Origin of the sequence: Alkalihalobacterium elongatum, assembly GCF_019024285.1 — a bacterium.
Taxonomy (GTDB): Bacteria; Bacillota; Bacilli; order Bacillales; family Bacillaceae_F; genus Alkalihalobacterium; species Alkalihalobacterium elongatum.
In genome coordinates, this window is the sequence record NZ_WMKZ01000003.1 from 298486 (window position 1) to 324840 (window position 26355).

Annotated in this window: 26 protein-coding genes and 1 other RNA gene; 1 reads left to right on the forward strand and 26 read right to left on the reverse strand. The window is 37.5% G+C overall.

The annotated features are described in order from the left end of the window. Window positions 1–159 precede the first annotated feature (159 nt). The 6 genes from GKP30_RS07135 to menE form a co-directional block, all read right to left on the reverse strand. Window positions 160–1668, reverse strand: a complete 1509-nt coding sequence (locus GKP30_RS07135) for a glycoside hydrolase family 32 protein (RefSeq protein WP_216828722.1) — start codon at window positions 1666–1668, stop codon at window positions 160–162. A 397-nt stretch (window positions 1669–2065) separates the two neighbouring features. Then, complete coding sequence (locus GKP30_RS07140; RefSeq protein WP_216828723.1) at window positions 2066–2260, reverse strand: hypothetical protein; 195 nt, start codon at window positions 2258–2260, stop codon at window positions 2066–2068. 190 nt (window positions 2261–2450) lie between these two features. Then, window positions 2451–3593, reverse strand: a complete 1143-nt coding sequence (locus tag GKP30_RS07145; protein WP_216828724.1) for an acyl-CoA dehydrogenase — start codon at window positions 3591–3593, stop codon at window positions 2451–2453. A 94-nt stretch (window positions 3594–3687) separates the two neighbouring features. Further along, entirely contained in the window at window positions 3688–4311 is a 624-nt protein-coding gene (locus GKP30_RS07150) for a TetR/AcrR family transcriptional regulator (protein ID WP_216828725.1), read from the reverse strand. 71 nt (window positions 4312–4382) lie between these two features. Next, window positions 4383–4565 (reverse strand): hypothetical protein, encoded by a 183-nt coding sequence (locus GKP30_RS07155; protein WP_216828726.1) that lies wholly within the window; start codon window positions 4563–4565, stop codon window positions 4383–4385. A gap of 178 nt (window positions 4566–4743) precedes the next feature. Next, window positions 4744–6252: an o-succinylbenzoate--CoA ligase gene (menE, locus tag GKP30_RS07160; RefSeq protein ID WP_216828727.1), complete on the reverse strand. Its 1509-nt coding sequence runs from the start codon at window positions 6250–6252 to the stop codon at window positions 4744–4746. A gap of 451 nt (window positions 6253–6703) precedes the next feature. On the opposite strand from menE, the gene ffs reads away from it, so the two are divergent. Then, window positions 6704–6969, forward strand: an RNA gene (gene ffs, locus GKP30_RS07165) — signal recognition particle sRNA large type. 830 nt (window positions 6970–7799) lie between these two features. On the opposite strand, the gene eutL is transcribed toward ffs, so the two are convergent. From eutL to fabG, 20 genes are all read right to left on the reverse strand, one after another. Next, on the reverse strand, window positions 7800–8453 hold the full coding sequence (gene eutL / locus GKP30_RS07170) for an ethanolamine utilization microcompartment protein EutL (RefSeq protein WP_216828728.1): 654 nt from the start codon (window positions 8451–8453) through the stop codon (window positions 7800–7802). Between the two features lie 15 nt (window positions 8454–8468). Next, window positions 8469–9401: an ethanolamine ammonia-lyase subunit EutC gene (eutC, locus tag GKP30_RS07175; RefSeq protein WP_216828729.1), complete on the reverse strand. Its 933-nt coding sequence runs from the start codon at window positions 9399–9401 to the stop codon at window positions 8469–8471. Between the two features lie 16 nt (window positions 9402–9417). Next, the gene (locus GKP30_RS07180; RefSeq protein WP_216828730.1) at window positions 9418–10779 is read right to left on the reverse strand and encodes an ethanolamine ammonia-lyase subunit EutB; all 1362 of its coding nucleotides are present in this window, start codon (window positions 10777–10779) and stop codon (window positions 9418–9420) included. A gap of 14 nt (window positions 10780–10793) precedes the next feature. Continuing rightward, window positions 10794–12233, reverse strand: coding sequence for an ethanolamine ammonia-lyase reactivating factor EutA (locus tag GKP30_RS07185; RefSeq protein WP_216828731.1), 1440 nt, complete (start codon window positions 12231–12233; stop codon window positions 10794–10796). 44 nt (window positions 12234–12277) lie between these two features. Next, window positions 12278–12760: a EutP/PduV family microcompartment system protein gene (locus GKP30_RS07190; RefSeq protein ID WP_216828763.1), complete on the reverse strand. Its 483-nt coding sequence runs from the start codon at window positions 12758–12760 to the stop codon at window positions 12278–12280. A 29-nt stretch (window positions 12761–12789) separates the two neighbouring features. Further along, window positions 12790–13131: an ethanolamine utilization microcompartment protein EutS gene (eutS, locus tag GKP30_RS07195; protein ID WP_216828732.1), complete on the reverse strand. Its 342-nt coding sequence runs from the start codon at window positions 13129–13131 to the stop codon at window positions 12790–12792. A gap of 142 nt (window positions 13132–13273) precedes the next feature. Then, a complete protein-coding gene (locus tag GKP30_RS07200) occupies window positions 13274–14608 on the reverse strand; it encodes a short-chain fatty acid transporter (protein ID WP_216828733.1) in 1335 nt (444 codons plus the stop codon). A gap of 281 nt (window positions 14609–14889) precedes the next feature. Then, window positions 14890–15831 (reverse strand): malate dehydrogenase, encoded by a 942-nt coding sequence (gene mdh, locus GKP30_RS07205; protein WP_216828734.1) that lies wholly within the window; start codon window positions 15829–15831, stop codon window positions 14890–14892. Window positions 15832–15872: 41 nt separating this feature from the next. Further along, window positions 15873–16139, reverse strand: a complete 267-nt coding sequence (locus GKP30_RS07210) for a BMC domain-containing protein (RefSeq protein WP_328703126.1) — start codon at window positions 16137–16139, stop codon at window positions 15873–15875. Then, entirely contained in the window at window positions 16132–16410 is a 279-nt protein-coding gene (locus GKP30_RS07215) for a EutN/CcmL family microcompartment protein (RefSeq protein WP_216828735.1), read from the reverse strand. The genes GKP30_RS07210 and GKP30_RS07215 overlap by 8 nt, the downstream gene beginning before the upstream one ends. Next, window positions 16404–17078 carry a hypothetical protein gene (locus GKP30_RS07220; RefSeq protein ID WP_216828736.1) on the reverse strand — a complete coding sequence of 225 codons (675 nt, stop codon included), beginning with the start codon at window positions 17076–17078 and terminating at the stop codon, window positions 16404–16406. Before GKP30_RS07220 ends, GKP30_RS07215 begins: the two co-directional genes overlap by 7 nt. After that, complete coding sequence (locus GKP30_RS07225) at window positions 17071–17733, reverse strand: phosphate propanoyltransferase (RefSeq protein ID WP_216828737.1); 663 nt, start codon at window positions 17731–17733, stop codon at window positions 17071–17073. The genes GKP30_RS07220 and GKP30_RS07225 overlap by 8 nt, the downstream gene beginning before the upstream one ends. 68 nt (window positions 17734–17801) lie before the next feature. Continuing rightward, window positions 17802–18092 (reverse strand): BMC domain-containing protein, encoded by a 291-nt coding sequence (locus GKP30_RS07230; RefSeq protein ID WP_216828738.1) that lies wholly within the window; start codon window positions 18090–18092, stop codon window positions 17802–17804. 19 nt (window positions 18093–18111) lie between these two features. Continuing rightward, on the reverse strand, window positions 18112–19650 hold the full coding sequence (locus tag GKP30_RS07235) for an acetaldehyde dehydrogenase (acetylating) (RefSeq protein ID WP_216828739.1): 1539 nt from the start codon (window positions 19648–19650) through the stop codon (window positions 18112–18114). A 57-nt stretch (window positions 19651–19707) separates the two neighbouring features. Continuing rightward, entirely contained in the window at window positions 19708–20004 is a 297-nt protein-coding gene (locus GKP30_RS07240) for a hypothetical protein (protein ID WP_216828740.1), read from the reverse strand. Between the two features lie 91 nt (window positions 20005–20095). Further along, window positions 20096–21454 (reverse strand): ethanolamine permease, encoded by a 1359-nt coding sequence (eat, locus tag GKP30_RS07245; RefSeq protein ID WP_216828741.1) that lies wholly within the window; start codon window positions 21452–21454, stop codon window positions 20096–20098. Window positions 21455–21617: 163 nt separating this feature from the next. Further along, a complete protein-coding gene (locus tag GKP30_RS07250; protein WP_216828742.1) occupies window positions 21618–22625 on the reverse strand; it encodes a phosphotransferase enzyme family protein in 1008 nt (335 codons plus the stop codon). Between the two features lie 31 nt (window positions 22626–22656). After that, a complete protein-coding gene (locus tag GKP30_RS07255) occupies window positions 22657–23910 on the reverse strand; it encodes a class-III pyridoxal-phosphate-dependent aminotransferase (protein ID WP_216828743.1) in 1254 nt (417 codons plus the stop codon). A 75-nt stretch (window positions 23911–23985) separates the two neighbouring features. Beyond that, on the reverse strand, window positions 23986–24759 hold the full coding sequence (locus tag GKP30_RS07260) for a DeoR/GlpR family DNA-binding transcription regulator (RefSeq protein ID WP_216828744.1): 774 nt from the start codon (window positions 24757–24759) through the stop codon (window positions 23986–23988). Between the two features lie 66 nt (window positions 24760–24825). Continuing rightward, complete coding sequence (fabG, locus tag GKP30_RS07265) at window positions 24826–25584, reverse strand: 3-oxoacyl-ACP reductase FabG (RefSeq protein WP_216828745.1); 759 nt, start codon at window positions 25582–25584, stop codon at window positions 24826–24828. Between the last annotated feature and the right edge of the window lie 771 nt (window positions 25585–26355).

Here is a 26355-nt window from a genome sequence, read left to right on the forward strand (position 1 = left end):
ACGTTTTGAAATTTAATAAGTTTTATAATATTGGAAAATATAGATGAAATTAACATATCTTCTTTTTTTGATGAGCTTATTCTCTAAAGCTCTCTTCAAAAAAAAAACAACACAAGATGATCTCTTGTGCTGCTCCTGTAATTTCATGTTTTGTTATACTTACTTCTCCATATAACTCATGCTGTGCTGTAGCTCCCATTTTTTTATATGGTTGATTTGACATAGTGCATCTGAAAAGAATTGAATCGCTATTGATTGTTCGTTTGGATAAATTCTCCCTGTCATCACTTTTTCACCGTCATTAATAAATACTTCAACTGATGATTTATCGATGAAAACACGTAAATGGAGGTTATTATTAACTAGGTGCACTGGAGCTTTTCTGACACCGCCAGGTCCTGCTCCAGCATGGTTTCGGTCAAAAATGAACAGTTCATTTTTGACATCGTATTTTAACTCTGTATACTCTTTTTTTGTTTCACTCATTCTAAACTTTAATCCGAATTGTGATGCTTCTTTTGCATTTATGTAAATATCTAATTCTATAGAGTCGCCTTCAACTTCATTGAAGTTAATCTCTCCATCAACGATTAGGTTTTCATAACTTATTAAGTTCCCACGGATGTTATCAATTTCGGGTACAGGCTTGGATTTAATTTTCCCATCCTCCAATACGAGCTGTCGTGGTAATGTCATAGCACCTGCCCAGTTTTGCTTTTGTTCAGGCATATCACTTTCCCACATTGCCATCCAAGCGATCATAATTCGTCTTCCTTGATCATCGATCGTAGTTTGTGGTGCATAGAAATCAAAACCATAATCAAGCATTTCAAACCCACCGTGTTGTAATATCCCTGTATCGTAATTTAGTTCCCCTAGAACATAACCCGCTTGGTGAAGGTTATGATATTTTTCTCCTTCTGGGGTTAACCCTTGAGGAGACATCACAAGTACTTCTCTTCCATCTAGTGTGAAAATATCAGGGCATTCCCACATATAGCCTAAGTTTCCTTTTCCTTTTGCCGCAATCGCCATGAATTCCCAAGAGAGTAAGTCATCAGACCGATATAGAAGGATTTGTCCTGATTCTTCATGTGTTTTTGAACCTAACACACAATAAAAGGAGTCATTATGCTTCCATACTTTAGGATCTCGGAAATGATAGGGATGAATATTTCCTTCAGGCGCATCTGAAATTACTGGATTTTCTTGTACCTTATCAAAATGAATCCCGTCTTCACTTACTGCTAAACATTGAACTTGTTTTAAATCCGTATCGTGATTGTCACCTGTCCATACATTCCCAGTGTACATTAAGTATAACTTTCCGTCTTTTTCGATCGCGCTGCCTGAAAAGCAACCGTCTGCATCATAGTCTTCACTTGGGGCAAGTGCGATCGGTAAATGCGTCCACTGCATCAAGTCTTTACTTTTTACATGCCCCCAAAACATCGGGCCCCACTCGGGTGAATATGGGTGATGCTGATAAAACAGGTGATACTCGCCTTTATAAAAAATGAATCCATTCGGGTCGTTCATCCAAAATGCTGGTGTAACGACGTGGTAGTTCAACCTCCATGGGTCCTGTTTCACCTTTTCATGCTCTGTTAATACCGATTTCATCGCTTTGGCGATCTGTTCTTTATGGTTGCTTGTATTGTTTTCCATCATCATTCCACCTTTTTTCACAAATCAAATTATAGAGTTCCGCGAATAATCTTCATTTAACGACGAACGTTATCCTGTTAATAAAAGGTTCTTTATAAATGTAGTTTCCTTTTATGTATGTGTAAAAAAAGTGAGGCTGTTAGTGACCTCACTTTGTGGTTGAGCATTTTAATAGTATTGTCCTTTACATATTGCATCTAAACAAAATGCCCTTTAAGAAGTAACGGTTAAAGAAGGAATAGATGAAAATACTTGTTGACCACCATGGGCTCTATCTTTAGTTTAGTAGAGCTTTGCTTTCAAAGAAAAAACTGACACAAATCATTGTGCCAGTTTCTAAAAGAATTGAGTGAACGCTCGTTTTTATTAAATATCGGTTTACCACTTTACACTCCACTTAAAAAGGTTTGTTCGGCTGATACGTCGGTTGCTGCTTTTGTGCTTCGTATTGGTGGCTTTTTGCGATGGCATCTTGGACATTTTCATCCGAGGAGAATTCAGTATCGGTATTATCAAATTGTTCAGCTTTGTTTTGGTTTTGGACAACTTGCTGCTGTTCTTGGATTTCTTTTAAATTTTGACGTTTGTTCATTACCTATCTCTCCTTTTGAATAAAATTATATCCGTATATTTTCCAACCATTCATTATTTATACGACTGTTATTTCGCATGACGAAAAATTATCTGATGAGTCGTAATAATATAACATACTCGACTAGCCTTTAAACATTCATTAATCATTTGAAATTTTCTTGAAAATGGGTCCGTGCATAGGTATTGAATTAGTCAGCTAAAAGCATCTTAGATATAACAAGTCGTTGGATTTCCTGAGTTCCTTCGTAGATTTGTGTAATTTTCGCATCACGCATGTAACGTTCGACTGGATATTCCTTTGTAAAACCATAGCCGCCAAAGACTTGAACAGCTTCAATTGTGACATTCATAGCGGTATCACCAGCCATTAATTTAGAAATTGCCGACTCTTTTCCGTAAGGAAGTCCTTCGCTTTCTTTCCACGCAGCTTGATACGTAAGTAAACGGGAAGCTTCTACTTTTGTAGCCATATCCGCTAATTTAAAAGCAAGTCCTTGCTGAGCACCGATAGCTTTACCAAACTGCTTACGTTCTTTAGCGTAATTAACGGAAGCATCAAGTGCACCTTGTGCAATCCCCACGGCTTGTGCTGCAATACCGTTACGGCCACCATCTAATGTCATCATCGCAATTTTAAAGCCTTCTCCTTCTTCACCTAGGAGGTTTTCTTTTGGTACACGCACATCTTCAAAAATAATTTCACAAGTTGGTGACGAACGAATACCTAATTTTTTTTCTTTTTTACCAACTGAAAAACCTGGCATGTCACTTTCTACAATAAAAGCACTTGTTCCTTTATGTTTCTTTTCAGGATCAGTTAAAGCAAAAACAACATAAATGTCTGCATAGCCAGCGTTCGTAATAAATATTTTTGATCCATTTAAGATGTAGTCATCACCATCACGTCTTGCAGTGGTTTTCATCGCAGCGGCATCTGAACCCGAACCTGGTTCTGTAAGTCCATATGCACCAATTTTTTTACCTTCTGCCATTTGACGGAGGTACTTTTGCTTCTGCTCTTCGGTACCAAACTTATATACAGGCCAGCCCGCTAAAGACGTGTGAGCTGATAAAGTTGTACCCATCGAAGCGTCAACTCGTGATAATTCTTCTACAGCAATACAATAACTTAAATAATCGGCACCAATTCCGCCGTATTCTTCTGGCCAAGGAATACCTGTAAGACCTAGCTCTGCCATTTTGTCAAATAACTCACGGTCAAAGCGTTCTTCTTCATCACGCTCATGAGCAGTCGGTCCAACTTCATTTTCTGCGAAGTCACGAACCATTTTTTTAATCATTTGTTGTTCATCAGTTAATTGGAAATTCATACTTTTGTTCTCTCCCCATACCCTAATTTTTCTAAACAAACTTCTTAAACAAACTTCTTAAACAAACTTGCATCTATGTAAAATCATGGAAGCCCTATTCATCATTTAAAAATAAATGTTCATATCTCAAATTTTGTTTCGCCTTTTTAGTAAGTAAAGCATTCATAATAAAATCAATGTAAACATCGGCAATTTTATCTATCGTAATACCACGATTTTTTTCATACCATTGATATGTCCAGTTGATCATCCCAAAGATCGCCATTCCATTTAGTATAAGTGGCGTATTAGATCGAATGTCTCCTGCTTTTATACCTGCTTTGATAATGGAGTAAATATAGTCTTGATACTCGTCTCTTTTCTCTTTGATTTTTTCAAAGTATTCTGGAGCAAGATAATGGTTTTCACGGTACATAACAGAAATCTCTAAATTATATACATCAAAGGCTAAGATAAAAGCTCGGATCATGCCTTCTAACTTCTCAACTGGGCTTTCTTTTTTTAATGCAACTTCCTTTCCAGTTTCCATAACATATGTAAGAATGAAATCGTTTATTTGATATAAAAGTTCATCTTTAGATTGAAAGTGATGATAAAATCCGCCATTGGAAACACCAGCTTCTTTTGCAATCATACGAACTGAAACTTCATGAAAGCCTTTGTTTTTAAATAATGTTAATGCTGAATCTATGATTCTCTTTTTTGTACTTTCCGACACTCTTTTACTTCCTCCCTATCAGTAACCATTTTATTAGTTGAAGGCATCAAGGTTACTAATTACGGCAAAATTCAGTTGTTTTCAAGCTCTTTTTTCCAATTGTTTAACTTTAATAAGAGCTCATGAAAATATTCATTGAATGGATATGTAGCCGCAATTTGCCCGAGCTCTTCTTCATTTAAGTTACTTAATTCTGCTTCTAATTTACTTAACTCATTAATGGAGCCATCTAAAAATTGAATTACTCTATCCATAATATTGTTCACCTCATAAATTTCGGACTTTGTAACACCCGACCGATCAATCGGTCGGTTTATAATCAATATTATGAATATTTCTTATATTTTTGTCAACTATTTACTCTTTCTTATAATTTATAGCAAAAACAACGGAAAGATCCTTAAGAGGTCCTTCCGTTGTTTCTAATTTTTATTACTTAGTAGATTCTTCTAAGTTTCTAAGGTTCTTACGTAAGATCTTTCCAGTTGTGTTTTTCGGTAATTCGGAAAGAAACTCAATAGATTGTGGTCGTTTATATTTTACTAGTTTATCTGTCAAATACTCTTTAAGATCATTTTCAGTGAGCACAGGATTTTTAGAAACGACAAACGCTTTTACAGCTTCACCGTAGCTCTCGTCTGGAACACCAACAACAGCTACTTCGACAATATCTACATGGTCATATAGTACCTCTTCTATTTCACGAGGGTAAACATTATAACCACCAACGATAATCATATCTTTTTTACGATCAACAATATAAATATACCCTTCTTCATCCATGGTTGCCATATCACCAGTGTATAACCAGCCGTCTTTTATCGTTCGAGCTGTCTGTTCAGGCATACCAAGATAACCCTTCATTACATTCGGGCCTTTTACAATGAGTTCGCCGACTTCACCGCGTGGGACTTCAACGCCGTCTGGATCAACAACTTTATTTTCTACAAAAGGAATATTAACTCCAATTGAGCCTGGCTTACAAACACCATGTATTGGATTGAAGGCTGTTACTGGTGCAGCTTCACTTAATCCATACCCTTCTTGGATTTGAATACCTGTATGCTCTTTAAATTTATTTATGATGGCTACTGGTAATGAGGCACCACCTGACATACAAATGCGAAGCGAACTAAATTGTTCTTTTGTCGTTGGGATTTGAAGTAAGAAGTTATACATCGTAGGAACCCCAGCAAAGATCGTAGCTTTTTCTTTCGCAATCGTTTCTACAACTTCTTGTGGACTGAACTTTGGTAATAGAAGCATAGTTGCCCCCGTTAAGATGGATGCATTAAAACAAACTGTCATACAAAATACATGGAAAATAGGTAACACAGTTACAACACGGTCTTCAGCTGTCATCTCAAATAGTTCACGAACTGCTTCAGCATTCGATTGTAAGTTCTTATGTGTTAACATAACCCCTTTAGGAGAGCCTGTTGTTCCTGATGTATATAAAATAACAGCAACATCATCTTCTTCAACGACAGGGCCGTCAAATTTCTCAATCGTATGATTAATAAAAGAATCAAAAGCTAATTCGCCTTCTACTGGTTTAGAGTATACCGTAAATGCTAGAGAAGTAACATTTTGCTGAACTTCAGATAATGTAGTATGTAAACTCGCGTCTGCAATAACTCCTTTTGCCTTACTGTTTGATAAGATATATTCGATTTCACGAGCTGTAAACGTAGGATTAACAGGAACAACGGTAGCTCCTGCACTAAGAGTTCCGTAGTAAGCGATTACAAATTCAGGTGAATTACCTAAAAGTAACGCAATTGTGTCTCCTTTTTCAATTCCTTGCTGTGACAAGCTATGAGCAAATTGATTAACCTTCTGGTGTAACTCACGGAAAGTTGTACTTTCATTTAAGAAGATATAAGCATCTTTTTCAGGATAAAGTTTTGAAGCATTCGATAAATTCGAGTATAAATTCATATGGTCTCTCTCCCTTTTTAATTCTTTGTTTTCTTTGTATATGTATGTATTTCTTATAAAAAATGATGTTACTTAATAGAGTAAGGGGATAGGTATAGTGCAAATTTAAAGCAGACTGAATAATCAATCAGTCTAGTTTAATTCTATTGGGATTTTTCAGCTGTGTCAATGAATAATCTGAATTTTATTTTATTTAGATATCTTTTGAAGTATTATAATTGTTATGATAAATGCTTATTTATTAATGGTTATTTATTTTTGGGTCTATGAAAACAGTTAAAAGTTCATTAATTTTATTTCTTGCTTTATATTATTTTATTAGAATAATTTGTAGATTTAGATTAACTCAGGTCTTAGTTACACAGTGGAATTATCCTCCACTACTCCCAGATAATTAACATATACAATCGATATAAATCATAGTAAGATATAGTTATTCACATGAAACACATCGCAATAGACGGGGAGGTAGCGGTGCCTTGTAACCTGCAATCCGCTGTAGCAGGGTCGAATTCCTATCGAAGGTCTAATTATGTGTGATCAGTGCTTGTGAATCGGTGTTGAGGAAAAAGTCTTTTGCAAAGAATAGCCCCCGAACGGGTCAGATCCGGAAGGAAGCAGCCATAAGGAGGATATCTTTTCTTGTGTAAAAGGTCACTTTTTCTGAGTCGATGATCAAGTAACGCATGGATAATTAGCTCGTAGATAGGTTTGCGATTTACATAAAATGAGAAAGCGGCTGCACTTTACTGAGTGCAGCCGCTTTTGCGTTGGGTAGGCATTATTAGTTTAATGAGAGTCTCCTCCCAGCGGTGCATCTAGAGGTTTAGTAACTAATTGAGCTCTGTGGTGACGGAGTCCCTCGTTTTTTTTAGTGGCATGGTAACTAAACGAGCTCTATAGTGCCGATGCCCTTCGTTTTTTAAGTGGACCAGTAACTAAACGAGCTCTATGGTGCCCGTGTCCTTCGTTTTTATCATGGGACGGGAACTAATCTGTCTCTATAGTGCCGATGTCCTTCGTTTTTCAAGTGGCATGGTAACTAAACGAGCTCTATGATGCCGATCCTCTTCGTTTTTCAAGTGGCCCGGTAACTAAACGAGCTCTATGGTGCCCGTGTCCTTCGTTTTGAGCAAGGGACGGTAACTAAACGAGCTCTATGGTGCCCGTGTCCTTCGTTTTTCAAGTGGCCCGGTAACTAAACGTGCTCTATAGTGCCGATGTCCTTCGTTTTTCAAGTGGCATGGTAACTAAACGAGCTCTATGGTGCCCGTGTCCTTCGTTTTTCAAGTGGCATGGGAACTAAACGAGCTCTATAGTGCCGATGCCCTTCGTTTTGAGCAAGGGACAGTAACTAAACGAGCTCTAAAGTGCCCGTGCCCTTCGTTTTGAGCAAGGCCCGGGAACTAATCGGTCTCAATAGTGCCGATGCGCTTCATATTTTAAGTGGCTTGGGAATTAAACAAATTCTATGCGCAGATTGTGCCAGAATATCTCTAACAACAATTATGGTTATTAATTGCTTTATTTGGGAACCCAAAACATCTTCAATATGACAACGGGTTATCAGCAATCTCTTGCACCCTTTGGCGGAATGCATCAGCTGCTGCTTGGCATGCAGATTGGGACCCTGTTAGCAGGCCCCCGCCAAAGTTTGTTTCAGACGGCGGTCCGAAAAAGGTAGCTAATTGTACATCAGCCGCTTTTAATGCAGCATCTAGTCCATACATTGCTTCTAATGGTGGGGCAATCAAATAGGCAATAGGTGCTCCTTCCTTTACATTCGCAATCTTAGATAAATAACGACCTGTACTTGAAATAACATGTGCATAACATACATGGTTCCCAGCTGTGTCTAAAGCTTCAAAATAGGCTTCATGTTCGATCGTTATTTCAACCGCTTCAATCCCGCTCCTAACTTCATCTGGATTACTTCCCGCAATAATTCCAATAAATTCACCAGATAATGGTCCAGACGCGTGGTTTGCTCCTGCGTAAAATGATTTGGCATAAACGACTTCTACCTCTGACTTCTTTGTTGCAGAGTCTAGAGCTGTATAACCTATATCGTCAATTGTTGTCGTGATAATCCCGAGACTTCTTTGATCTTCTCTCAAAGAAAATTGCTTAGCTAATGCAGGATCGACGTTAGGGATCATACGAACAGCAAGGATTTTTGCACGTATTGGCCTAGAGACCATCTGCTTCCCTCCTTTTTATTTCTGTTTTTTTACGAGATTTACTCCACTCGCTTCATAAGTTAATATTTTTTTTACTACTTTACCAAGGTAAGCACCTGCTTCTACGGGTGGTATACCAAAAGAGTGAATGTTAGAAACAACCATTCTATCCGCCTCAATTGTATTTTGATTAGGCTTGTAACAAAGATATGCACTGAGAGACTCAGAAGAGACGAGGCCTGGCCGTTCTCCAATAAAAAGAACAATAACTTCAGGTTGAAGAAGTTCGCCGATTTCGTCCATAACAGCAACACGGCCTTTTTCGATATAAAATGGAGTGCCTTGTGTTAATTCATAACTTTTTAATGATTGTTCAAAAGAAAGATACACATCTTCAATGTTCTTTTCAATTGCATCAGAGCTTAATCCATCAGATACGATGATTTGCACTTGTGGTCCCTTGACACATTTAGAAGAAATTAAGTTTTTAGATTCTTCTGTTAGTTTTCTTCCTAAATCAGGACGCCTTATAAATTCCTCTTTAGTAGAAACCTTAGTAGAAACTTTAAATAACCCTAATTTATTAAGTACTGTTTCATTGACATCCCCGTAAACTGCATCAACTGCTGCAGCATGATCCAAACGAAATCGAAGCCAAGCTTCTGTTTTTGGCCTAACCCCAGCTCGGCCAATTCCTATTCGAGCTGGGGTCTTTTTCATTGATTCATGTAAAATTTCTTCTTTGCACGCATGCCCCAACACAACATTACGACTAGGCTCTTCAATCTCCAATACACTATGCATAACACCACTGTCTGTAGGTGGATCATTAGTAGGGATGTTATTTGAAAAGCTATCTACCGAATTATTACTTGATGTCTCACTTTCATTTGCTATACTTAGTTCTTTATGTTCTTCTAGCTTTTTTATTACTAATCTTGTTATCTGTTTAATTAATTCTTTTTCCACGAAATCACCTCATTGGCTATGAAAATATCGTTAGATCACCTGCTCGTGAACTTAATTTTCCATCTAGTAAAATCTCCATTTTGTTTAACCAGTCAAAAAACTTTTTAGATGGTTTTCTTCCCATTGTTTGTTGTAATGTGACTACATCGTGGTAGCTCATTGATTGGTAGTTAAGCATACAATCATCGCCCATTGGGGTTGCGATAATGAAATTGACTCCTGCCGCCGTAAGAAGCACTCCTAAATTTTCCATATCGTTTTGGTCTGCGCGAATATGGTTGGTGTAACAAATATCGACGCCCATTGAAAGGTCATGCATCTTCCCCATAAAATGATCTTCAAGGCCTGCACGAATGACTTGTTTATTATCATATAAGTATTCTGGACCAATGAATCCAACAACCGTGTTTACAATAAAAGGATCATAACGTCTTGCAAGCCCATAGTTTCTAGACTCTAGGGTTAATTGATCTATTCCGTAATGCGCCTCCGCTGAAAGTTCAGAACCTTGGCCTGTTTCAAAGTATAGCCGGTTAGGGCCAGAAGATGTTCCGTACTTACGTATCATTTCATTTGCCTCATCTAGTAGAGAAACATCGATACCAAATGATCGGTTCGCTTTTTCAGTGCCTGCTATACTTTGAAAAATCAAATCGGCAGGAGCGCCTTGTTCGATAGCTTTCATTTGTGTTGTTACATGAGCGAGGACACAGTTTTGAGTTGGTATTTTCCATTGTTCGATAAAATCGTAGGTTGCATGTAATAATCTTTTAACGCTCTCAACAGAATCGTCAACAGGATTAATTCCAATAACTGCGTCACCTACCCCGTAGCTTAACCCTTCCTTTAGCGAAGCTAACATCCCGTCAACACTATCAGTTGGATGATTCGGTTGTAGTCTTGAAGAGAGTGTACCCTTTTCACCGATAGAAATATTGCAGTGCTTGATAACTTCTAGTTTGTTTGCACCGTATACTAAATCAAGATTAGACATTAGCTTTGTTACCGCTGCAACCATTTCACTATTTAGTCCGCGACTAATTCTTTTTATATCTTCTCCTTTCGTTTGATCATTTAAGATAAACTCTCTTAAATCAGTAATAGTCCAGCTCTTTATCGAGGTATAAATGGGCTCATTCAATTGATCATCTATTACTTTTGACACTTCATCTTCTTCGGGTGAAATGAGTGGGTTTTCTCGAACTTCTTCAAGTGTGATTTCCCCTAATACACGTTTTGCAGCAATCCTTTCTTGGACAGTTTCTGCGGCAATACCAGCTAACTGATCACCAGATTTCTCTTCATTCGCCTTGGCAAAGACTTCTTTTAAACTTTTAAAATGATAAGAGATATCTCCTATTCGAACACGTAATCGCATATTCATCTTCCTTTCTATGAATGAAACGCTAGTGTTTTAACAATGACTGGGACCACCTCAGACTTGAGCATTTTTCCAATATCTATGTAATCCCCCTCTTTAACAAAAATTTGATCAATACATATTATTTGACGTTTATTCTGCTTAGATTGTAGTGTTTGCCCCAAAGCTTTAGCATAATCACTTTCAAGGATTAGAACTATTGGTATCGAGCTTTTTACTAGACTTTCGTATACTTCAATGAATTCTTCTGCTAAATTTTGAAGCTGCGAAAATTTAATTAGAGGAAGTTCTTTTATATATAATGCAAACGGAATGCCCTCGGTTAAAGAATCATAAAGTTCTATCCCTGATTTTATAGATTGATAAATAACCCTATTTGAGTGTGCAAGTGTATATCCAAACGTTAAATGAAAGACTGGTAGGTTTCTTAATGGTAATATATAATCATTAACTTGAATCGTGGCACCACTAATATCAGTTGTTTGTGTACCAGCCCCTAATACTGTTGCTCGAACCGTCTCTTTCGGCTTAATCCATTCAAAAGTTTGAAGTAATGGACTTGCTTTTAATTGTTGTGCAAGTACCTCACCAATATCCTCACACCTATTTCGTTTTTGCATTAATTCAGGAGAATGATATAAATATGCACTTACTCCACCAGAAAACATAATAGCATCTATATCAATCTCCCAATTTGGAACATGTCCGAGCAATAGAGGGTGGTTAGCCGAAATATTACTAGTTAAAGCACCATAAACGGCTTCAACCATTTTTTGTGTTAGTCTTGTTAATGTTACAGGGTGAAGCTCATCGCCTATTCCAAGTGAAATATTCTCTTTTACAGCTATATCAGCTATTGGTTTTGAGAGTTTTTTAATTTTATTTTCACGCCATTCAATTAGTCGACCGCCAATGTGCAGTGTGCAGGTCCCTTGAAAAATACCAGCTTGGTAAACGGCAATATTTGCTGTTCCCCCACCGATATCAATGTTTGCAATGGTCTTTCCTGTATCTTTTGAAAATTGGTAGGCCCCCGAGCCCTTTGCAGCAATTATCCCTTCTAGGTCTGGTCCTGCAGTAGCAACTAAAAAATCTCCCGCCGAGGATGATAAAGAATGAACCATCTCAGTTGCATTTTGTTTTGTTGCTGTTTCACCTGTAATAATGACAGCTCCTGTTTGAATTTGGCTAGGTTGAATACCAGCTTTTAAATATTCTTCAGTCACGATCGATTTGACCTTATCTATATCAATTAGATTTGTGTTTAAAAGAGGGGTATCGTAGATTGGGCTTTTATACAAAACTTCAACGTCTACTATTTCAATACGTGGAACACGTGAAGCGCCAGCTGTGTTACAAATTGCAAAACGACTAATAACTAGTTTGGTAGTAGCTGTACCAATATCAATGCCTGCACTTATTAAATATTCTTTTTCTAAACGCTCTATCATACAATCCCTCCTTTCAATAAAGTAAAACTAATAACTATAAATATTTAACTGTTCCAGTGGTATAAAGTTTCATCTAAAGTATCACAATACTTTTTCATTTGTTCTAATGTATTACATTGAACAAGTTCCTTTATTTGTATTAAACCCGATTCTTTAATAGCAGAAGTAATGATAATTGGTCCTTTGATGACAACTTTTTTTAATTGGTTAAGTGCTCTCTCAATATCTGCATTCTTATGATCGCTTTTAGTAACTACTCCAATTGGTAATTTAGGAAGACCTAATGTAAAACCAGGAGGGAAGATTGTTTTAGTATTTGTTGAATCTTGGAGTAATAAGACGTGTGTTACTTCTAAACTAGTCACCATAATTGATTTGTAGAACATCGGGTTTTCAGTATATTCTCCAGGACTGTCAACGAGCCAATCATGATAAAGTAAAGCTTGAGTTTTCATAGGAGTCTTTTCGCGTCCTAGCAGAACATTTACTAAGGTTGACTTTCCAGCACCGACGCTACCAATGACCATCGCTCGATTTTTTCTCACTTCATTCCTCCTTATGATTTTGTAATTTTAGATGAGGTAAACCCTAAATTTACTAATAAAAATTCGTTGATATGTTGCATTGCCATTTCTACTTCTGAAACATTTCCAATGATCACTAGGCTTCCAGTGAAACGGTCAAGAAAACCAATGGAAACATTAGCAGCCTTAGTTGCTAAGTCACCCGCTATAATTACAGTCTCACTAGGAGTAAGAGTTAGTATACCAATGGCGCCTCCCTTTTCGATTCCTAACTTATCGAACATTTCAGCGTCAGGGTTAGCGATCAGATGGCTCAATGTAATTTGTTTTCCTGGAACAAACTCTTGGATAAACCGCTTTTTTTCCTCCGACATTGACTTCACCTTCCTTTTTAAAAAGGCTTTTCATTTATGTTAATTCTTTACCTTACAAAAACCCTTATGAAAATACCCCCTTTGGAGAAAAGAGTGATGCTTTCACAAAGGGAGTATTTTTATAAAAATTCTTAACTTTTTACTAGAATAGTAGGAAAACCCCTGTAAATACAAACAGAACCCATATGAGAATAACAGCACAATATCCCATAATATCTCTGATGCCAAGTCCTGCTATTGCTAATAATGGTAGTGCCCAGAATGGCTGTAGCATATTTGTCCATGCGTCACCCCAAGCAACAGCAAGCACTACTCTTTCTACCTCAACACCTAACTGTTGGGCTACTGGGACAACAATTGGACCTTGAATAATCCATTGACCTCCTCCTGAAGGAACAAACATATTAACAAGCCCAGCGGATATAAATGTAAAGATCGGTAACATATTCGCATTTGTACTACTTACCATTAAATCGGTCATTGCAGCTGCTAAACCAGATGCCGTCATCATACCCATAATTGCAGCATAGAGAGGGTATTGAACGACAACATTAGCTATATTCTTTCCAGCCTCTTTCGCCATTTGGATATAGTGCATAGGAGAATTACTAAACAAAATTCCTAAAGAGAAAAAAGTCAGGTTTAAAGAATCAAGGTCTAAACCTCCACCTGTTGCAAAGTAGTAAATAGTATAAATCGTTAAACCCCCGCCAAGAAGTAACGAGCCGAAACGATGGTTTTCAAGTTTCTGTGCAAATCCCATGGTGTGTTGTGGTTCTTTTCTAGGTTCAACTAGTAATGATGCACTTTTCTCATCTTCTTGATACTCAATCACTTTATCTTTTGAAGGCATCATCAATTTCATAATAATTGGGATGGTAATAACTAAAATGAGGATTAGTATTAGATTCGGTGTTGAATAGATTGTATTTGCAATCGGAATGACCCCAATTGTATCTTCTAAAAAGTGACCAGGAGTAGCGACAGTTAGTAAAGCGGAACCTGATAATCCCCCATGCCAAACGACAAAACCAGCATAAGCAGCTGCAACTAGTAAAGGGTAGTGCACCCCTTTAACGTTTCTAGCTAGTTCTCTTGCGATTAGTGCCCCCACAATTAAACCGAAAGCCCATGAAATTAAAGACCCTATCGCACCTATGAAAGCAGCCATCATTATAGCTGTGCTAGGTTTTTTAATAGGTGCAGCAATTGCTTTCAGTACTTTTTGGACAGGCCTTGTATGAGCAAATATAAATCCTGTTAATAAAACTAATGCGATTTGCATCGTATATGCAAGTAAGCTCCAAATGCCATCTCCCCAATACGTTAACATTTGCATAGGGGTTTGCCCTACAAACGCAACACCCATAATAAATGTAATGGCTGTAATAAAAATAACTAAAACGAATGCATCTGGTAAGAACCTTTGGATTACTCTACTGAAATATTCCCCGACGGAAGCTAACAGTCTATTCATGATTTCCTCCTTTTATTACTTTACTCAAAGTCTACTAGGATAGAACTGCAAGGAATAAGCAATTGTTTTATACATTTTTTGTAATATTCAGTTATTTTTAGGTGGACAATAAAATGAGCATTATATTAATCATCAACACCTCCTTATAGAGCTTGTAGTTATCATCACTCTCTTCAATAATAGGTAAGATAATTGGTAGATAGGAGCTGCCACTATATAACAGCCTCCTATCTGTAATTCAAAACTACAATTAAATATATTAGTTAACTTCAAAAATAAGTTTATGACGAAAGCAATTGTAAAACACTTTGAACAGATTGAGCCGATATGTTTAATGCCTCATTTTCCTCTGGGGTTAATGGAATTTCTATAATACTTTCTATTCCATTTCCGCCTAAGATGGTAGGGACTCCTAAATAGATATCTTCATAACCATATTCTCCCTCTAAATAAGCAATTGATGGAAGTACTCGTTTCTTATCTTTGACAATTGCTTCTACCATTTGAACAATAGAAGCAGCTGGAGCATAATAGGCACTACCATTTCCAAGTAAGTTAACGATTTCTGCTCCACCCTTTCTAGTTCGTTCAACAATCTCGTTAATTTTATCTTGGGGAAGAATTCTTTCTAAAGGAATCCCGCCAACATATGAAAAACGAATTAGTGGCACCATCGTATCTCCATGTCCTCCTAAAACAAACCCAGAGACATCTTCTACTGAAACATTGAGCTCTTCGGCAACGAAAGTATTGAACCGTGCTGTATCTAGAACTCCTGATTGGCCGATGACTCGATTTTTTGGAAATCCAGTCACTTTATAACAGACATAAGTCATTACATCCACTGGATTACTAAGTACGACAATATAACTGCTTGGTGCATATAATGCGATATTTAAGGAAACCTCTTTCATGATTTCTGCGTTTGTTGTTACAAGGTCATCTCTGCTCATACCTGGTTTCCTTGCAATTCCCGCAGTGACAATCACAACATCAGCTCCAGAAATATCTTGATAATTTGATGTCCCAGTGATATGACTATCAAATCGCTGTACAGGACTTGATTCAAGGATATCGAGCGCTTTACCTTTCGTAGGATTTTGCATTTCTGGAATATCTAGAAGAACAACATCGCCCAGCTCCTTTTGGGCAATCATTAATGCAGCAGTCGTTCCAGTATAGCCCGCTCCAATAATGGCAAACTTCTTTCTTTTAAAAGACATATTCTACCTCCTTCCCTTTACACGAATGAAAAATCTAATCGTTATGAGAATAAAGTTGTCGTGTCTTGATCTGGGTGAGGTAAAATGGTGCAAGAAACAAGAGCTTTTGTTCTTTTGGCGACGTCTGTACCTGCTTCAATTGCGGCTTGAACAGCACTTACATCACCCTTTATGATAATGGTTACAAGTGCCCCGTCTGCTTTTTCTTGTCTGACAAGAGTGACATGTGCAACCTTTAACATCGTATCAGCTACCTCAATGGAAGAAGCTAACCCTCTTGTTTCAATCATCCCTACAGCATCAGTCACCGTTTTCACCTCTTCCTATTACGTCAATAATCCCAATTATGAGTGCATCAACTGGAACCCCTTTTTCTTCTATATAAGAAGCTGGAGCACCTTTAGTCACTATGACTCTATCACCTAAGCCTGCACCGATACGATCAACTGCGATAAATGCTGGTTGAATCGGATTATCAGGTTCTAATTGAACGGGTTGAACAACTAAGAATTTTAAACCTGTTAAACCATCTTCCTTCCTTGTTGCCCATACATTTCCTATGACCGAACAAATTAGCATGTATCCTCTCCCCCTTTAGCATCGTTCGTCGATATTTTTATGCCCCTTTCCCTTGCGATATCGCGAGCTAAGGGAGTAATAATGGTGTTAGGTTTAATGTTGATCTGTTTGCTTCTCCATGTTTCAACGACTTGCTTTGTCAATAATTTATCAGAAAATGTACCTTGTTCATGACATACAGGTTCATTAATAGGTTTACTATTTTCCGGAACAATGGTTGATAATAATTGTAGTACAACGCCAAACCTTTGTAATTGGTTCTCGTATTCTTGTAACATTGAAACATAAGATTTGTTAGGATGTTTATCTTTATCCAAGTTTAATATATTTGACAAAGACTCATCTGGAACAAGAAAAACTTTAACACCTGCTAAAAGTAGCTTCGCTAACAAAATACTTTCATTTGTATCTGCAATTCCAACAGCACCTTTAACGAATAAATCTTGATTCACGTCTAAGAAAACTGCTTGGTGTATGGAAGGAACGTCCATATTTGCAGAAAGGTGTTCTACAACATCCCAATCCTTTTTCAACTGTTTTATTTGTAATATGTTTTTCTCTGTATTTTCATGTATTACCAGTAAAATTGGCTTTTCCTTTTGAAAGTACGTTTCTACTCGTTTAAGTACTTCTGTTACAATTTCTTTGACCATTAGATTGTTAGTCATTTCTCTTATCCTCTTTGACTAGTCTACCTTTCTCACCAGTTTTAACTAAACTAGCATTAGCTTCGTCTGTATCAACATGCATTTCTAGTACTGCGTTTTGAGATAAACGAATTTTTACTTTCTTAAAGCGCAGTGGTCTTACATCATTATTAATTTCAACCTGAACAAATTCACCGTCTCGAACACCAAAGTGCTCCGCATCTATGGGTGACATATGGATATGTGCTTGAGCGATAATTAAACCTTCTGATAAATAAATACTTCCTTTTGGACCGACAATTGTAATAGGAGCTGACCCCTTAATGTTTCCTGATTCGCGAATCGGCGGGGTTAACCCTAGCCTTATCGAATCAGTTTTACTAACTTCGACTTGTGTTAGCTTTCTTGTAGGGCCTAAAATTCTAACATTCTGAATACTTCCTTTTGGGCCAACGATTGTAACCGTTTCATTTGCAGAGAATTGACCAGGTTGAAGCAAATCGGACTTTTTCGTTAGCTGATAACCTTTACCGAATAATAGTTCTAAAGTTTCTGGACTCAGATGACAATGACGAGCAGAAACGCCAATGGGAATTCCTTCTTCCTTATGACCACCCTTCCCTAATTGGCTCAAAATTTCCTCTATAATTACTAAGTGTGAGTTATGTTTAACCATTTCCCTAACCTCACTCTCTATAACTAGTTAACGTACTAAGGGAAGGATAAGTTGTGTTAAGAAAAAAATTAACCTTCATATTTCGGTAAGATAATCCCTAGCTCGTTATGAGGACGCGGGATAACGTGTACAGAAATAAGTTCACCAACCCGTTGTGCTGCAGCACTTCCTGCATCAGTTGCTGCCTTTACTGCACCTACATCTCCTGTAACTAAAACTGTAACTATTCCTCCTCCAACATGAACCTTTCCTACTAAGTTCACATTCGCTGCCTTAACCATCGCATCAGCTGCCTCTAAAGATGCTACTAACCCTTTCGTTTCAATCATTCCTAATGCACCGTTTAATTCTCTACCCATTATAAATTCCCCCTAATTATTATTTTTGGTATTGTTCAATGACGTTTTTAACCATATTAGCGACTGTAATTCGGTCAATAGTGTTATGTTTCATATCCACTTCTTTTAGCACCTGTTCAATCATCTCATCAATATCATATTTGACCGAGTTCATTTGCAAGGCATTGTCCTCGGAAGTGGATAAACTCGGTTTCGGAATTGAAACCTCTTTTATTCCATAAGCAATTCGTTTTATGTTAAATAAATGTTGTGCTGAAATGTTATCAGAAGTAATGTTTCCTCCATACGAACCACAACCAAGCGTCAATGATGGTGTCAATCCAGTTGTTGCTCCTGCTGCTCCAATTGATGCTAGTGTATTGACCATTATACGAGAAACAGGCATATCAAGACCGAATTGTTCGATCACTCGTTCTTCATTAGAATGAATCGAAAAACTATGCCCCCTGCCGCCTAAATTTAATAGTTTAATACATATTTCTTTTGCTTCTTCCTCATTACTCGCCGTATATAAAGCAAAAATAGGTGAAAGTTTTTCAATTGAAAAAGGAATGTCCTTGCCAATTCTAGTTTCTTCAGCGATTAGAATTCGAGTTTGCTTTGGAACGCTAATACCAGCCATTTCCGCAATCACTGGTGCCGAACGACCGACAATTTTGGGATTTAACTTGCCTTTTATAGGAGAAATCACTTGTTCTATCTTTGATTTTTCTTCTTCATCTAAAAAGTAAACATCATTATTTTTTAACTCTCTTACAGTCATAGCTTTTATGTCTTTATGAACGACAATTGCTTGTTCTGTAGCGCAAATTGTTCCGTTATCAAATGTTTTACTATCAACAATCATTTGAATAGCTTTTTTAACATTTGCCGTCCGCTCAATAAAAACAGGTACATTTCCAGGACCTACTCCATAAGCTGGTTTACCCGAGCTGTAAGCAGCACGAACTAAGCCACCTCCCCCAGTCGCTAGGATTAGGTCGATATCCTTATGCTTCATAAGTTCTGTAGTTGCATCCATTGTGGGTTTAGTCATCCACCCAATTAACCCTTCTGGAGCTCCAGCTTCTATGGCCGCATCATTACAGATCTTTAGAGCTTCAGCCGTACACTTTACAGCTGAAGGATGTGGACTAAATACGATCCCGTTTAGTGACTTTAATGATATGAGAGTTTTATAAATTGCTGTTGAGGTCGGATTAGTAGTAGGCGTAATGGCAGCAATAACCCCATATGGATAAGCAATTTCTATGATTTTATTGTTTGGGTCTTTGTTGATCGTTCCAACTGTTTTTTGAAACTTGATCGACTCGTAAACTCCTAGTGAACCGAGCTCGTTCTTAATTTTTTTATGTTCCCAAACTCCCATCCCTGTCTCTTCAACAGCTAACTTAGCTAGTTCTTCTGCTTGCCTGTATGCTTTTTCGGCAATATTCTTTACAATGGTATCTACTTGATCTTGTGAAAAATTCATATACTTTGCCTGAGCTTCTTTAGCCTTCTTAACCATATTTCTCATTTGTTGCATTGACTGTAAATCAAAATCAATCTCAATCATCTCCTCACTCCTTTCACTCATTAGATGGGTATTAGAAAACACAGGTTAAAAAGATTTTTAATTATAGCGATTAAACCTAATTAAATTATTTTCATTTGTGTTTTGTGCAGATGTTATGGCTTCTTCTTTTTTCTTTTCTAATGATGCTGTAATTTCACTCCATCGCCTTAATTCTCTTTCTGAAAGAGGGCTGTTAACCTCAACCGTTGACTCAACTGTTTTTCTGGTTTCGAAGACTGACGAAATTTCATCCCATTTGTTAATTTCTTCTTTAGAAAGAGGTCGATAAGATGAATGCTCCTCTAATTTTTCGATTACCATTCTCGTAATTTTTTCTACTAACGTTCTGTCCATAAATTCACCCCCAGATGTTAATTTTGAGGGAGAAGAGATGTCTTACTGACACCTGTTCTCACCCATCTCTAATTGATTTAGAATTCTATAATTATTTATTTGTGTGATCTTCTTGTATAAACTGCTCTTCAGGAGCATTAACATTTATTCGGTCTTTGGCATAAGTGAAATAATAGATACTAGCAGCAACAAACGTTGCAACACCGATCCAGAAGAACGTTAAGTTGTAAAAAATACTTGCAAATAGTGCTATGACTGCTAAAGCTAGTGAAACAACGGGGATGAATGGATATAAAGGTGTTTTATATGGTCTCTCAAGGTTCGGTTCTTTTCTGCGCAAAATAATAACTGATAAGTTCATCAAGATGTACGATACTAATGCGCCAAATGTTGAAATTAAGATCAATTCATCTGGGTTAACGAGTAAAACTAAAATTAACCCTACAATACCTGGGAGAATAATGGAGTAATATGGAGTACGACGTGTGGTGTGTAACTTAGATAGGAAGCCTGGTAAATATCCTGCTCGAGATAATGAGAATATTTGACGGGAATACGCTAAAATAACTCCTGAAAAACTTGCAATTAACCCAACTAAGCCAACAGAAGCTAGAACTTGAGCTAGCCAGTACGTATTACCAAAAGCAGCACCAACTGCAACTGGTAGTGGATCTTCTGCAGTAGCTAGTAAATCGATACCACCTAATCCAATCGCTACTGTTGTTGTTAAAACTGACAATATTAATAAGGTAATCATCCCTGAAATAATTCCTTTAGGCATATCTTTTTTTGCATCGCGGCATTCTTCAGATAGCATCGGAAGCATTTCAATCGCTAGAAAAAGCCACATTGCATACGGTAACGCAGCCCAAATACCTTGGAAACCTCCAGGGATTAATGGTGTTCCTTCTGCCCCGAATAATTTCGCTGTTTCAATGTTAGGTAACCCGACGAAATACATTAGAACGAGGAGACCTAGGGCAATAAGGACAAGGATGATTTCTAATCTTGCATACTCTTTAACCCCAATGATATGGACAGCCATAAAAAATACATACATGAATGCAGCAGCGGCTACAGGACTAATAGTCGGAAATAAGAAATTAATATAGGCGCCTATTCCTATAGCAATTACTGGTGCTGCAATAAAATATTGTAAGATTACCCCTGTTCCTGTGATAAAACCGACAAAAGGTCCCATTGCTCTTCTTGCAAATGAATATGGCCCACCTGCATGTGGCATCGCTGTTGATAATTCGGATATTCCATAACACATAAAGGTATACATAATAGCCATTAGCGCTGTAGCAATTAACATTCCTACATAGCCAGACTGGTCTAATGCAAAGTTCCAGCCAAAAAAGTTCCCTGAAATAACAATCCCAACCCCAATAGCCCATAGATGTAATGGTGTCAATGTTTTCTTTAACTCAAGATTTTGGTTACTCATAAAGTCAACTCCTTATATATTGTTTTCATTAATACCAACGGACAATTTACAACGCCATTCAACTCTTAGATATACAAGTACGCTAGATCAATGAGACACAAACATTAATAAAGAAACCTTGAGTTGACTTGAAATGGTAATTGGGAGAATTGTGGATTTAATATTAAGAATTTTGCAAATATTTTTTAGCTAAATGATCCGTATTTACAGTAAAAGTACTACCTAATAGTTCCGTAGTCTCATTATTACGACTACCCACCCAAGCGACTAGCTGTAGTCTTCTCATCATTATAAAGGTTGGAATCTCTTGTTCTTCTTCTTGAGATAGAAATCTCACCTTTCGATATCCTTTTAACCAAGACTCAATTAATTTTGGAACATAAGGTTTATCTTCTATAAAACTTAACGAAGTAGCAAGATCATATAAATACCACCCATACCCACAATCATCAAAATCGATAACTTTTACTTCGTCCTGGTCGACTAGTAAATTAGCAAGACGTAAATCGGAATGAATTAACCCATATCTATTAAAATCTTTACCGAAATTTTTAAGCCTAGCCTTAATTTTTGTCGAGACTTTTTCAAAAAGCTCTTCCCTCTTAGGGGTCATCCCTAAACCATCTTGCCATCGTCCCCATTTTGGGTTTTCTCCTAATATCGTTTCATAGTCCCAAGTGAGTCGAGTAAGTGTTTTAGCTGACTGACAAAACTTTATACTATTATCATGCAAGTGAGCGGTAATCTCACCAAGACTTTCAAAATTTCTAATTAAGTCACTTTCTTTATTTTCATCTGGTGCATCCCCTTCAAGAAATGTGAACATGGTACAGTAAAATTGTTCTTTTCCAAATTGAATCGATTGAACATACTTCCCATTCTCCCCTGCAATCGGCAAGGACACATTGAGGGGAGAATTACGATCTATAAATTGTAACCATACTAATTCACTTTCTATTTCTGATTTCGTATGATAACCTGGACGGCTTACCCTTAGAATTTGTTTATCGGCAGTTTGATTATTTTTTACTAAGTATGTTGCATTTTCAGAATAGTTTAATAGCTTAACCGACGTATATTCGTTTTCAGGATAAAAATTAATTGCATTGTTTGCCACTTTATCAAACTTCTCTATATTTTTTTTCCAGCTATCTTGATTTGTATTGCTCATCCCTTAGCTCCTTTCTATCTTAAAAGACTGTTTATGTCACCATTTGCACTGCCTCTTTTATACTTGTTTCACATCGGGTTAACAGTTCATCACAATATTCTCGGCTACAAAGCAACCCTGGCTTGAATTGAAGTACTCGATTGTCAAGCATTGAATAAATTGCCCAAACCCCATTTTTATAGAGGGAACGCATGACATACTTAGCCCCTTGTGGATGGTTGAATTCGAGTCCCATGACGACACCTAATTGACGAATGCCAACGAAAAAGTCTGGATACATTTTCTTAATCGACTCAAGTCCTGTTCGTAAATAACGAGCAACGAAATCTACATTTTGTACGACTTCTTGACGCTGCGAGATCTCTAAAACTTTCATAGCAACCAGACAGCCTAACTCTGATCCTCCAAATGTTGAAATATGAGCAAAACCATCCTCATTCATCCATTGTCCAGCTTGTTCACTAACGACCGTAGCTCCGATTGGATAAATACCCCCACTAAACCCTTTAGAAGTTACTAGAATATCCGGTTCTATCTCGTAGTGTTCAATTCCCCACAGTTTTCCTGTTCGCATTAAGCCTGTTTGTACTTCATCTGCGACATACAATGTTCCGTACGTTTCACACATTTGTTTTACAGATTGTAGATATCCTGGTGCTGGTAGTGGAAAACCATAGGTCGCTGGAATCGTTTCAATGATTACACATGCTACATCTCCTTTTGATAGTACAGCTTCTATTGCATCTAAATTATTAAAAGGAACATGGACAAAATCAGACGGATCCCCTTCACATAGAAAAGGCTTCGAATACCGTTCATTACCAAGCGAAACAGCCAACCCAGTATGTCCATGATAGCCTTTTTCAATTGATACTATTTTTTTTCGTTTTGTCGCATACCTCGAACATTTTAAGGCAACATCGATTGCTTCGCTACCTCCACTCGAAAAAATCGAATATTTTAAATTGCTAGGCGTTGCCTTGGAAAGCTCTTCAGCTAGTTTCGCACGGGCAATCGATGGAAAATGATGATTGCCAATATCAAACTCATCAAGGGCAGATTTCAAAGTAGAGATGATTTCTGGGTTACGGTGACCGAGGTTATATGTGCCGCCATTTAGATGAACGTCCATTAATTTTTTCCCGTCCATATCGTAAAAAAAGTATCCTTCTCTCTTTCCGATAACTAAATCGATTCCATCAGTTTGCCATTGTTTTGTTTTTCCTGGATTCCACCAATTGATCGATTGCTCTAAAACCGTGCTCTTACTATTTAGCTTCAACATTTGTTTTCTCCCCACTTCTTTTCAACATTTTGTTTCCGTTGTTTTTATCGTGTTCATTAGAACATTGCTCTGTCATTAAATGTCATCTGCTATTACAAGTTCAATTTCCTTTTCAGCTAATGTTCGTTTCCATTCATTTGAACAATTTTTATCAGTAATAACCATGGATGCATCCATTAACGAACAAACGTGTGCAAACGTGGTTTTCCCGAACTTTGTATGGTCAGCTAAAACGATGACATCTTCAACTCGTTCCATCATTTTTCGAGAGATATTCGCCCCATTGAGATCATAATCTGTAATTCCGTCCGATGATAAACCACCCGCTGCAATAAAGGCTTTATTTGCCTTTAAGTGTTGGAGCATCCATTCAGTTAGAGGGCCTGTAGTTGATTTTTGATTTTTTTCATATTCCCCACCAATAAAAATAATCCGCCCTTTGAAAATTTCTGTTGCTAGTAAAAATACAGGGGTGGAATGTGTGATCAAAGTAATATCCGTGCGGTCTGCTAAGAAGCGAACAATTTCTAATGGAGTTGTTCCATTCCCGATCATAATACTGTCACGATGTTCAACTAGGTCAGCTGCGGCCTTACATATCGCACGTTTTTCTTTATCATTAATCGTTGTTTTTTGATCAAAAGGTAATTCCCATGAGTTAAACTTTGTTTTCACTGCACCACCATATACCTTTTTTAGTAACCCTTCTTTTTCAAGACGGTCGAGGTCCCGTCTGATCGTTTCCCCTGATACGTCTAGCTTTTTTGCTAACACACGTACTTGGACTTTTTCTTCTCTGTCCAGTGAGTTGACAATTAACTTTTTACGTTCCTCAAACGATAAAGACATTTTTACATCACCTACTATAACTTAGACTTTGTCCATAACTAACTTCCTTATTGTGATCTTATGAAATTAATCTTCAGGTAAAATTTGTCCACCATCTACAATGAGTGTCTGTCCTGTTATAAAACCTGCTTCCTTAGATGCTAGGAAAACTGCAGCATAAGCAATATCTTCAACTGTCCCTAGTTTTTTTAGCGGGATTGATGCTGCCATATCTTTTAAATAATCTTCACCTAATCCTGCTAATCCTTCTGTTAAGACATTACCTGGCATAACTGCATTTACAGTAATTTGATGATCAGCCAATTCTAATGCCGCTGTTCTCATAAATCCTAATTGTGCAGCCTTACTTGCGGCATAATGTGACCACCCAGCGTAACCAGTAACAGGACCTGTAATCGAAGAAGTAATGACCACTCTTCCATATTCGGCTTGTTTTAAATGAGGAAGACATGCTTGTAGTGTCAAAAAGGTTCCTTTAGCATTAGTATCTAGTACCGTATCCCAATCATCATCGGTCATATCCTCGATCGACTTTGAAGGGAAAATACCAGCATTCGCGCATAACACATCTATTCCACCAAGATTATTTACGATTGACGAAACCGTATTTTCGATGGATTGACGGTTTGATACATCACCTGAAAAAGCATAGGCTTCACCACCAGCTTCTTTAATTTCAGCAACACAGTCTTTAGCTGCAGCTAGGTTTCTCGCAACTACAGCAACTGTTGCTCCTTGACTAGCAAATACCTGAGCGATTCCTTTTCCAATTCCTTTACTACCACCAGTAACAACCACTTTCTTGCCTTTCATAGAAGTGAACAACAGCAACATCTCCTTTTCATTTCTAATCTCAAGTCCACAATACAACATGATCACACACTAAAAATTGAGGAATGATGTGAAATGTTGTTTATTGATGTGGTTTTTTAAAATGAATATGTCCAAGGAAAGTTTTGTATTCCGATTATTCTAAAAATTTAAAACAAACGTTTAAAAGTGACTTTGTCTATAGTTTTAAATGGCTTTTTGTTAAGTGTTGCTACCTAGGGGGGTGATCCATTAATTGGAAGGGGATGTTTTGGTGTTTGAGGGTTCCTTTTATAATTAATATTGTTTTGGTTTTGGCATTTGACCTAGTAAAAGGCTGCACTCTTTAATTAGTGGAGCCTTTTTAAGGTTATAGGAAATATATTATTTTACTACTAAATGACTGTTCAGCTAATTTTTTCAGTGGGATGGTAACTAAACGAGCTCTATAGTGCTCGTGCGCTTTGTTTTAGCCTTGCTCGGGAACTAAACGAGCACTATGGTGCCCGTGTCCTTCGTTTTGAGCAAGGCAAGGGAACTAAACGAGCTCTATGGTGCCCGTGTCCTTCGTTTTGAGCAAAGCACGGGAACTAAACGAGCACTATGGTGCCCGTGTCCTTCGTTTTGAGCAAAGCAAGGGAACTAAACGAGCACTATGGTGCCCGTGTCCTTCGTTTTGAGCAAAGCACGGGAACTAAACGAGCTCTATGGTGCCCGTGTCCTTCGTTTTGAGCAAGGCAAGGGAACTAAACGAGCTCTATGGTGCCCGTGTCCTTCGTTTTGAGC

What these genes read in the sequence shown, in the direction of transcription:
- GKP30_RS07225 (WP_216828737.1), bottom strand. Translation starts at nt 17,733, where the DNA reads ATGGTTAAACATAACTCACACTTAGTAATTATAGAGGAAATTTTGAGC.
- eutL (WP_216828728.1), bottom strand. Translation starts at nt 8,453, where the DNA reads ATGGTCTCTAGGCCAATACGTGCAAAAATCCTTGCTGTTCGTATGATC.
- GKP30_RS07155 (WP_216828726.1), bottom strand. Translation starts at nt 4,565, where the DNA reads ATGGATAGAGTAATTCAATTTTTAGATGGCTCCATTAATGAGTTAAGT.
- eutS (WP_216828732.1), bottom strand. Translation starts at nt 13,131, where the DNA reads ATGTCGGAGGAAAAAAAGCGGTTTATCCAAGAGTTTGTTCCAGGAAAA.
- GKP30_RS07220 (WP_216828736.1), bottom strand. Translation starts at nt 17,078, where the DNA reads ATGACTAACAATCTAATGGTCAAAGAAATTGTAACAGAAGTACTTAAA.
- GKP30_RS07145 (WP_216828724.1), bottom strand. Translation starts at nt 3,593, where the DNA reads ATGAATTTCCAATTAACTGATGAACAACAAATGATTAAAAAAATGGTT.
- mdh (WP_216828734.1), bottom strand. Translation starts at nt 15,831, where the DNA reads ATGTCTTTTAAAAGAAAGAAGTTTGCCATTATTGGAGCGGGCTATACT.
- GKP30_RS07135 (WP_216828722.1), bottom strand. Translation starts at nt 1,668, where the DNA reads ATGGAAAACAATACAAGCAACCATAAAGAACAGATCGCCAAAGCGATG.
- GKP30_RS07190 (WP_216828763.1), bottom strand. Translation starts at nt 12,760, where the DNA reads ATGGTCATTGGTAGCGTCGGTGCTGGAAAGTCAACCTTAGTAAATGTT.
- GKP30_RS07140 (WP_216828723.1), bottom strand. Translation starts at nt 2,260, where the DNA reads ATGAACAAACGTCAAAATTTAAAAGAAATCCAAGAACAGCAGCAAGTT.
- eat (WP_216828741.1), bottom strand. Translation starts at nt 21,454, where the DNA reads ATGAGTAACCAAAATCTTGAGTTAAAGAAAACATTGACACCATTACAT.
- GKP30_RS07255 (WP_216828743.1), bottom strand. Translation starts at nt 23,910, where the DNA reads ATGTTGAAGCTAAATAGTAAGAGCACGGTTTTAGAGCAATCGATCAAT.
- GKP30_RS07215 (WP_216828735.1), bottom strand. Translation starts at nt 16,410, where the DNA reads ATGCTAATTTGTTCGGTCATAGGAAATGTATGGGCAACAAGGAAGGAA.
- GKP30_RS07185 (WP_216828731.1), bottom strand. Translation starts at nt 12,233, where the DNA reads ATGATAGAGCGTTTAGAAAAAGAATATTTAATAAGTGCAGGCATTGAT.
- GKP30_RS07260 (WP_216828744.1), bottom strand. Translation starts at nt 24,759, where the DNA reads ATGTCTTTATCGTTTGAGGAACGTAAAAAGTTAATTGTCAACTCACTG.
- GKP30_RS07200 (WP_216828733.1), bottom strand. Translation starts at nt 14,608, where the DNA reads ATGAATAGACTGTTAGCTTCCGTCGGGGAATATTTCAGTAGAGTAATC.
- GKP30_RS07235 (WP_216828739.1), bottom strand. Translation starts at nt 19,650, where the DNA reads ATGATTGAGATTGATTTTGATTTACAGTCAATGCAACAAATGAGAAAT.
- GKP30_RS07250 (WP_216828742.1), bottom strand. Translation starts at nt 22,625, where the DNA reads ATGAGCAATACAAATCAAGATAGCTGGAAAAAAAATATAGAGAAGTTT.
- GKP30_RS07180 (WP_216828730.1), bottom strand. Translation starts at nt 10,779, where the DNA reads ATGCGATTACGTGTTCGAATAGGAGATATCTCTTATCATTTTAAAAGT.
- GKP30_RS07240 (WP_216828740.1), bottom strand. Translation starts at nt 20,004, where the DNA reads ATGGACAGAACGTTAGTAGAAAAAATTACGAGAATGGTAATCGAAAAA.
- menE (WP_216828727.1), bottom strand. Translation starts at nt 6,252, where the DNA reads ATGAATTTATACTCGAATTTATCGAATGCTTCAAAACTTTATCCTGAA.
- GKP30_RS07230 (WP_216828738.1), bottom strand. Translation starts at nt 18,092, where the DNA reads ATGGGTAGAGAATTAAACGGTGCATTAGGAATGATTGAAACGAAAGGG.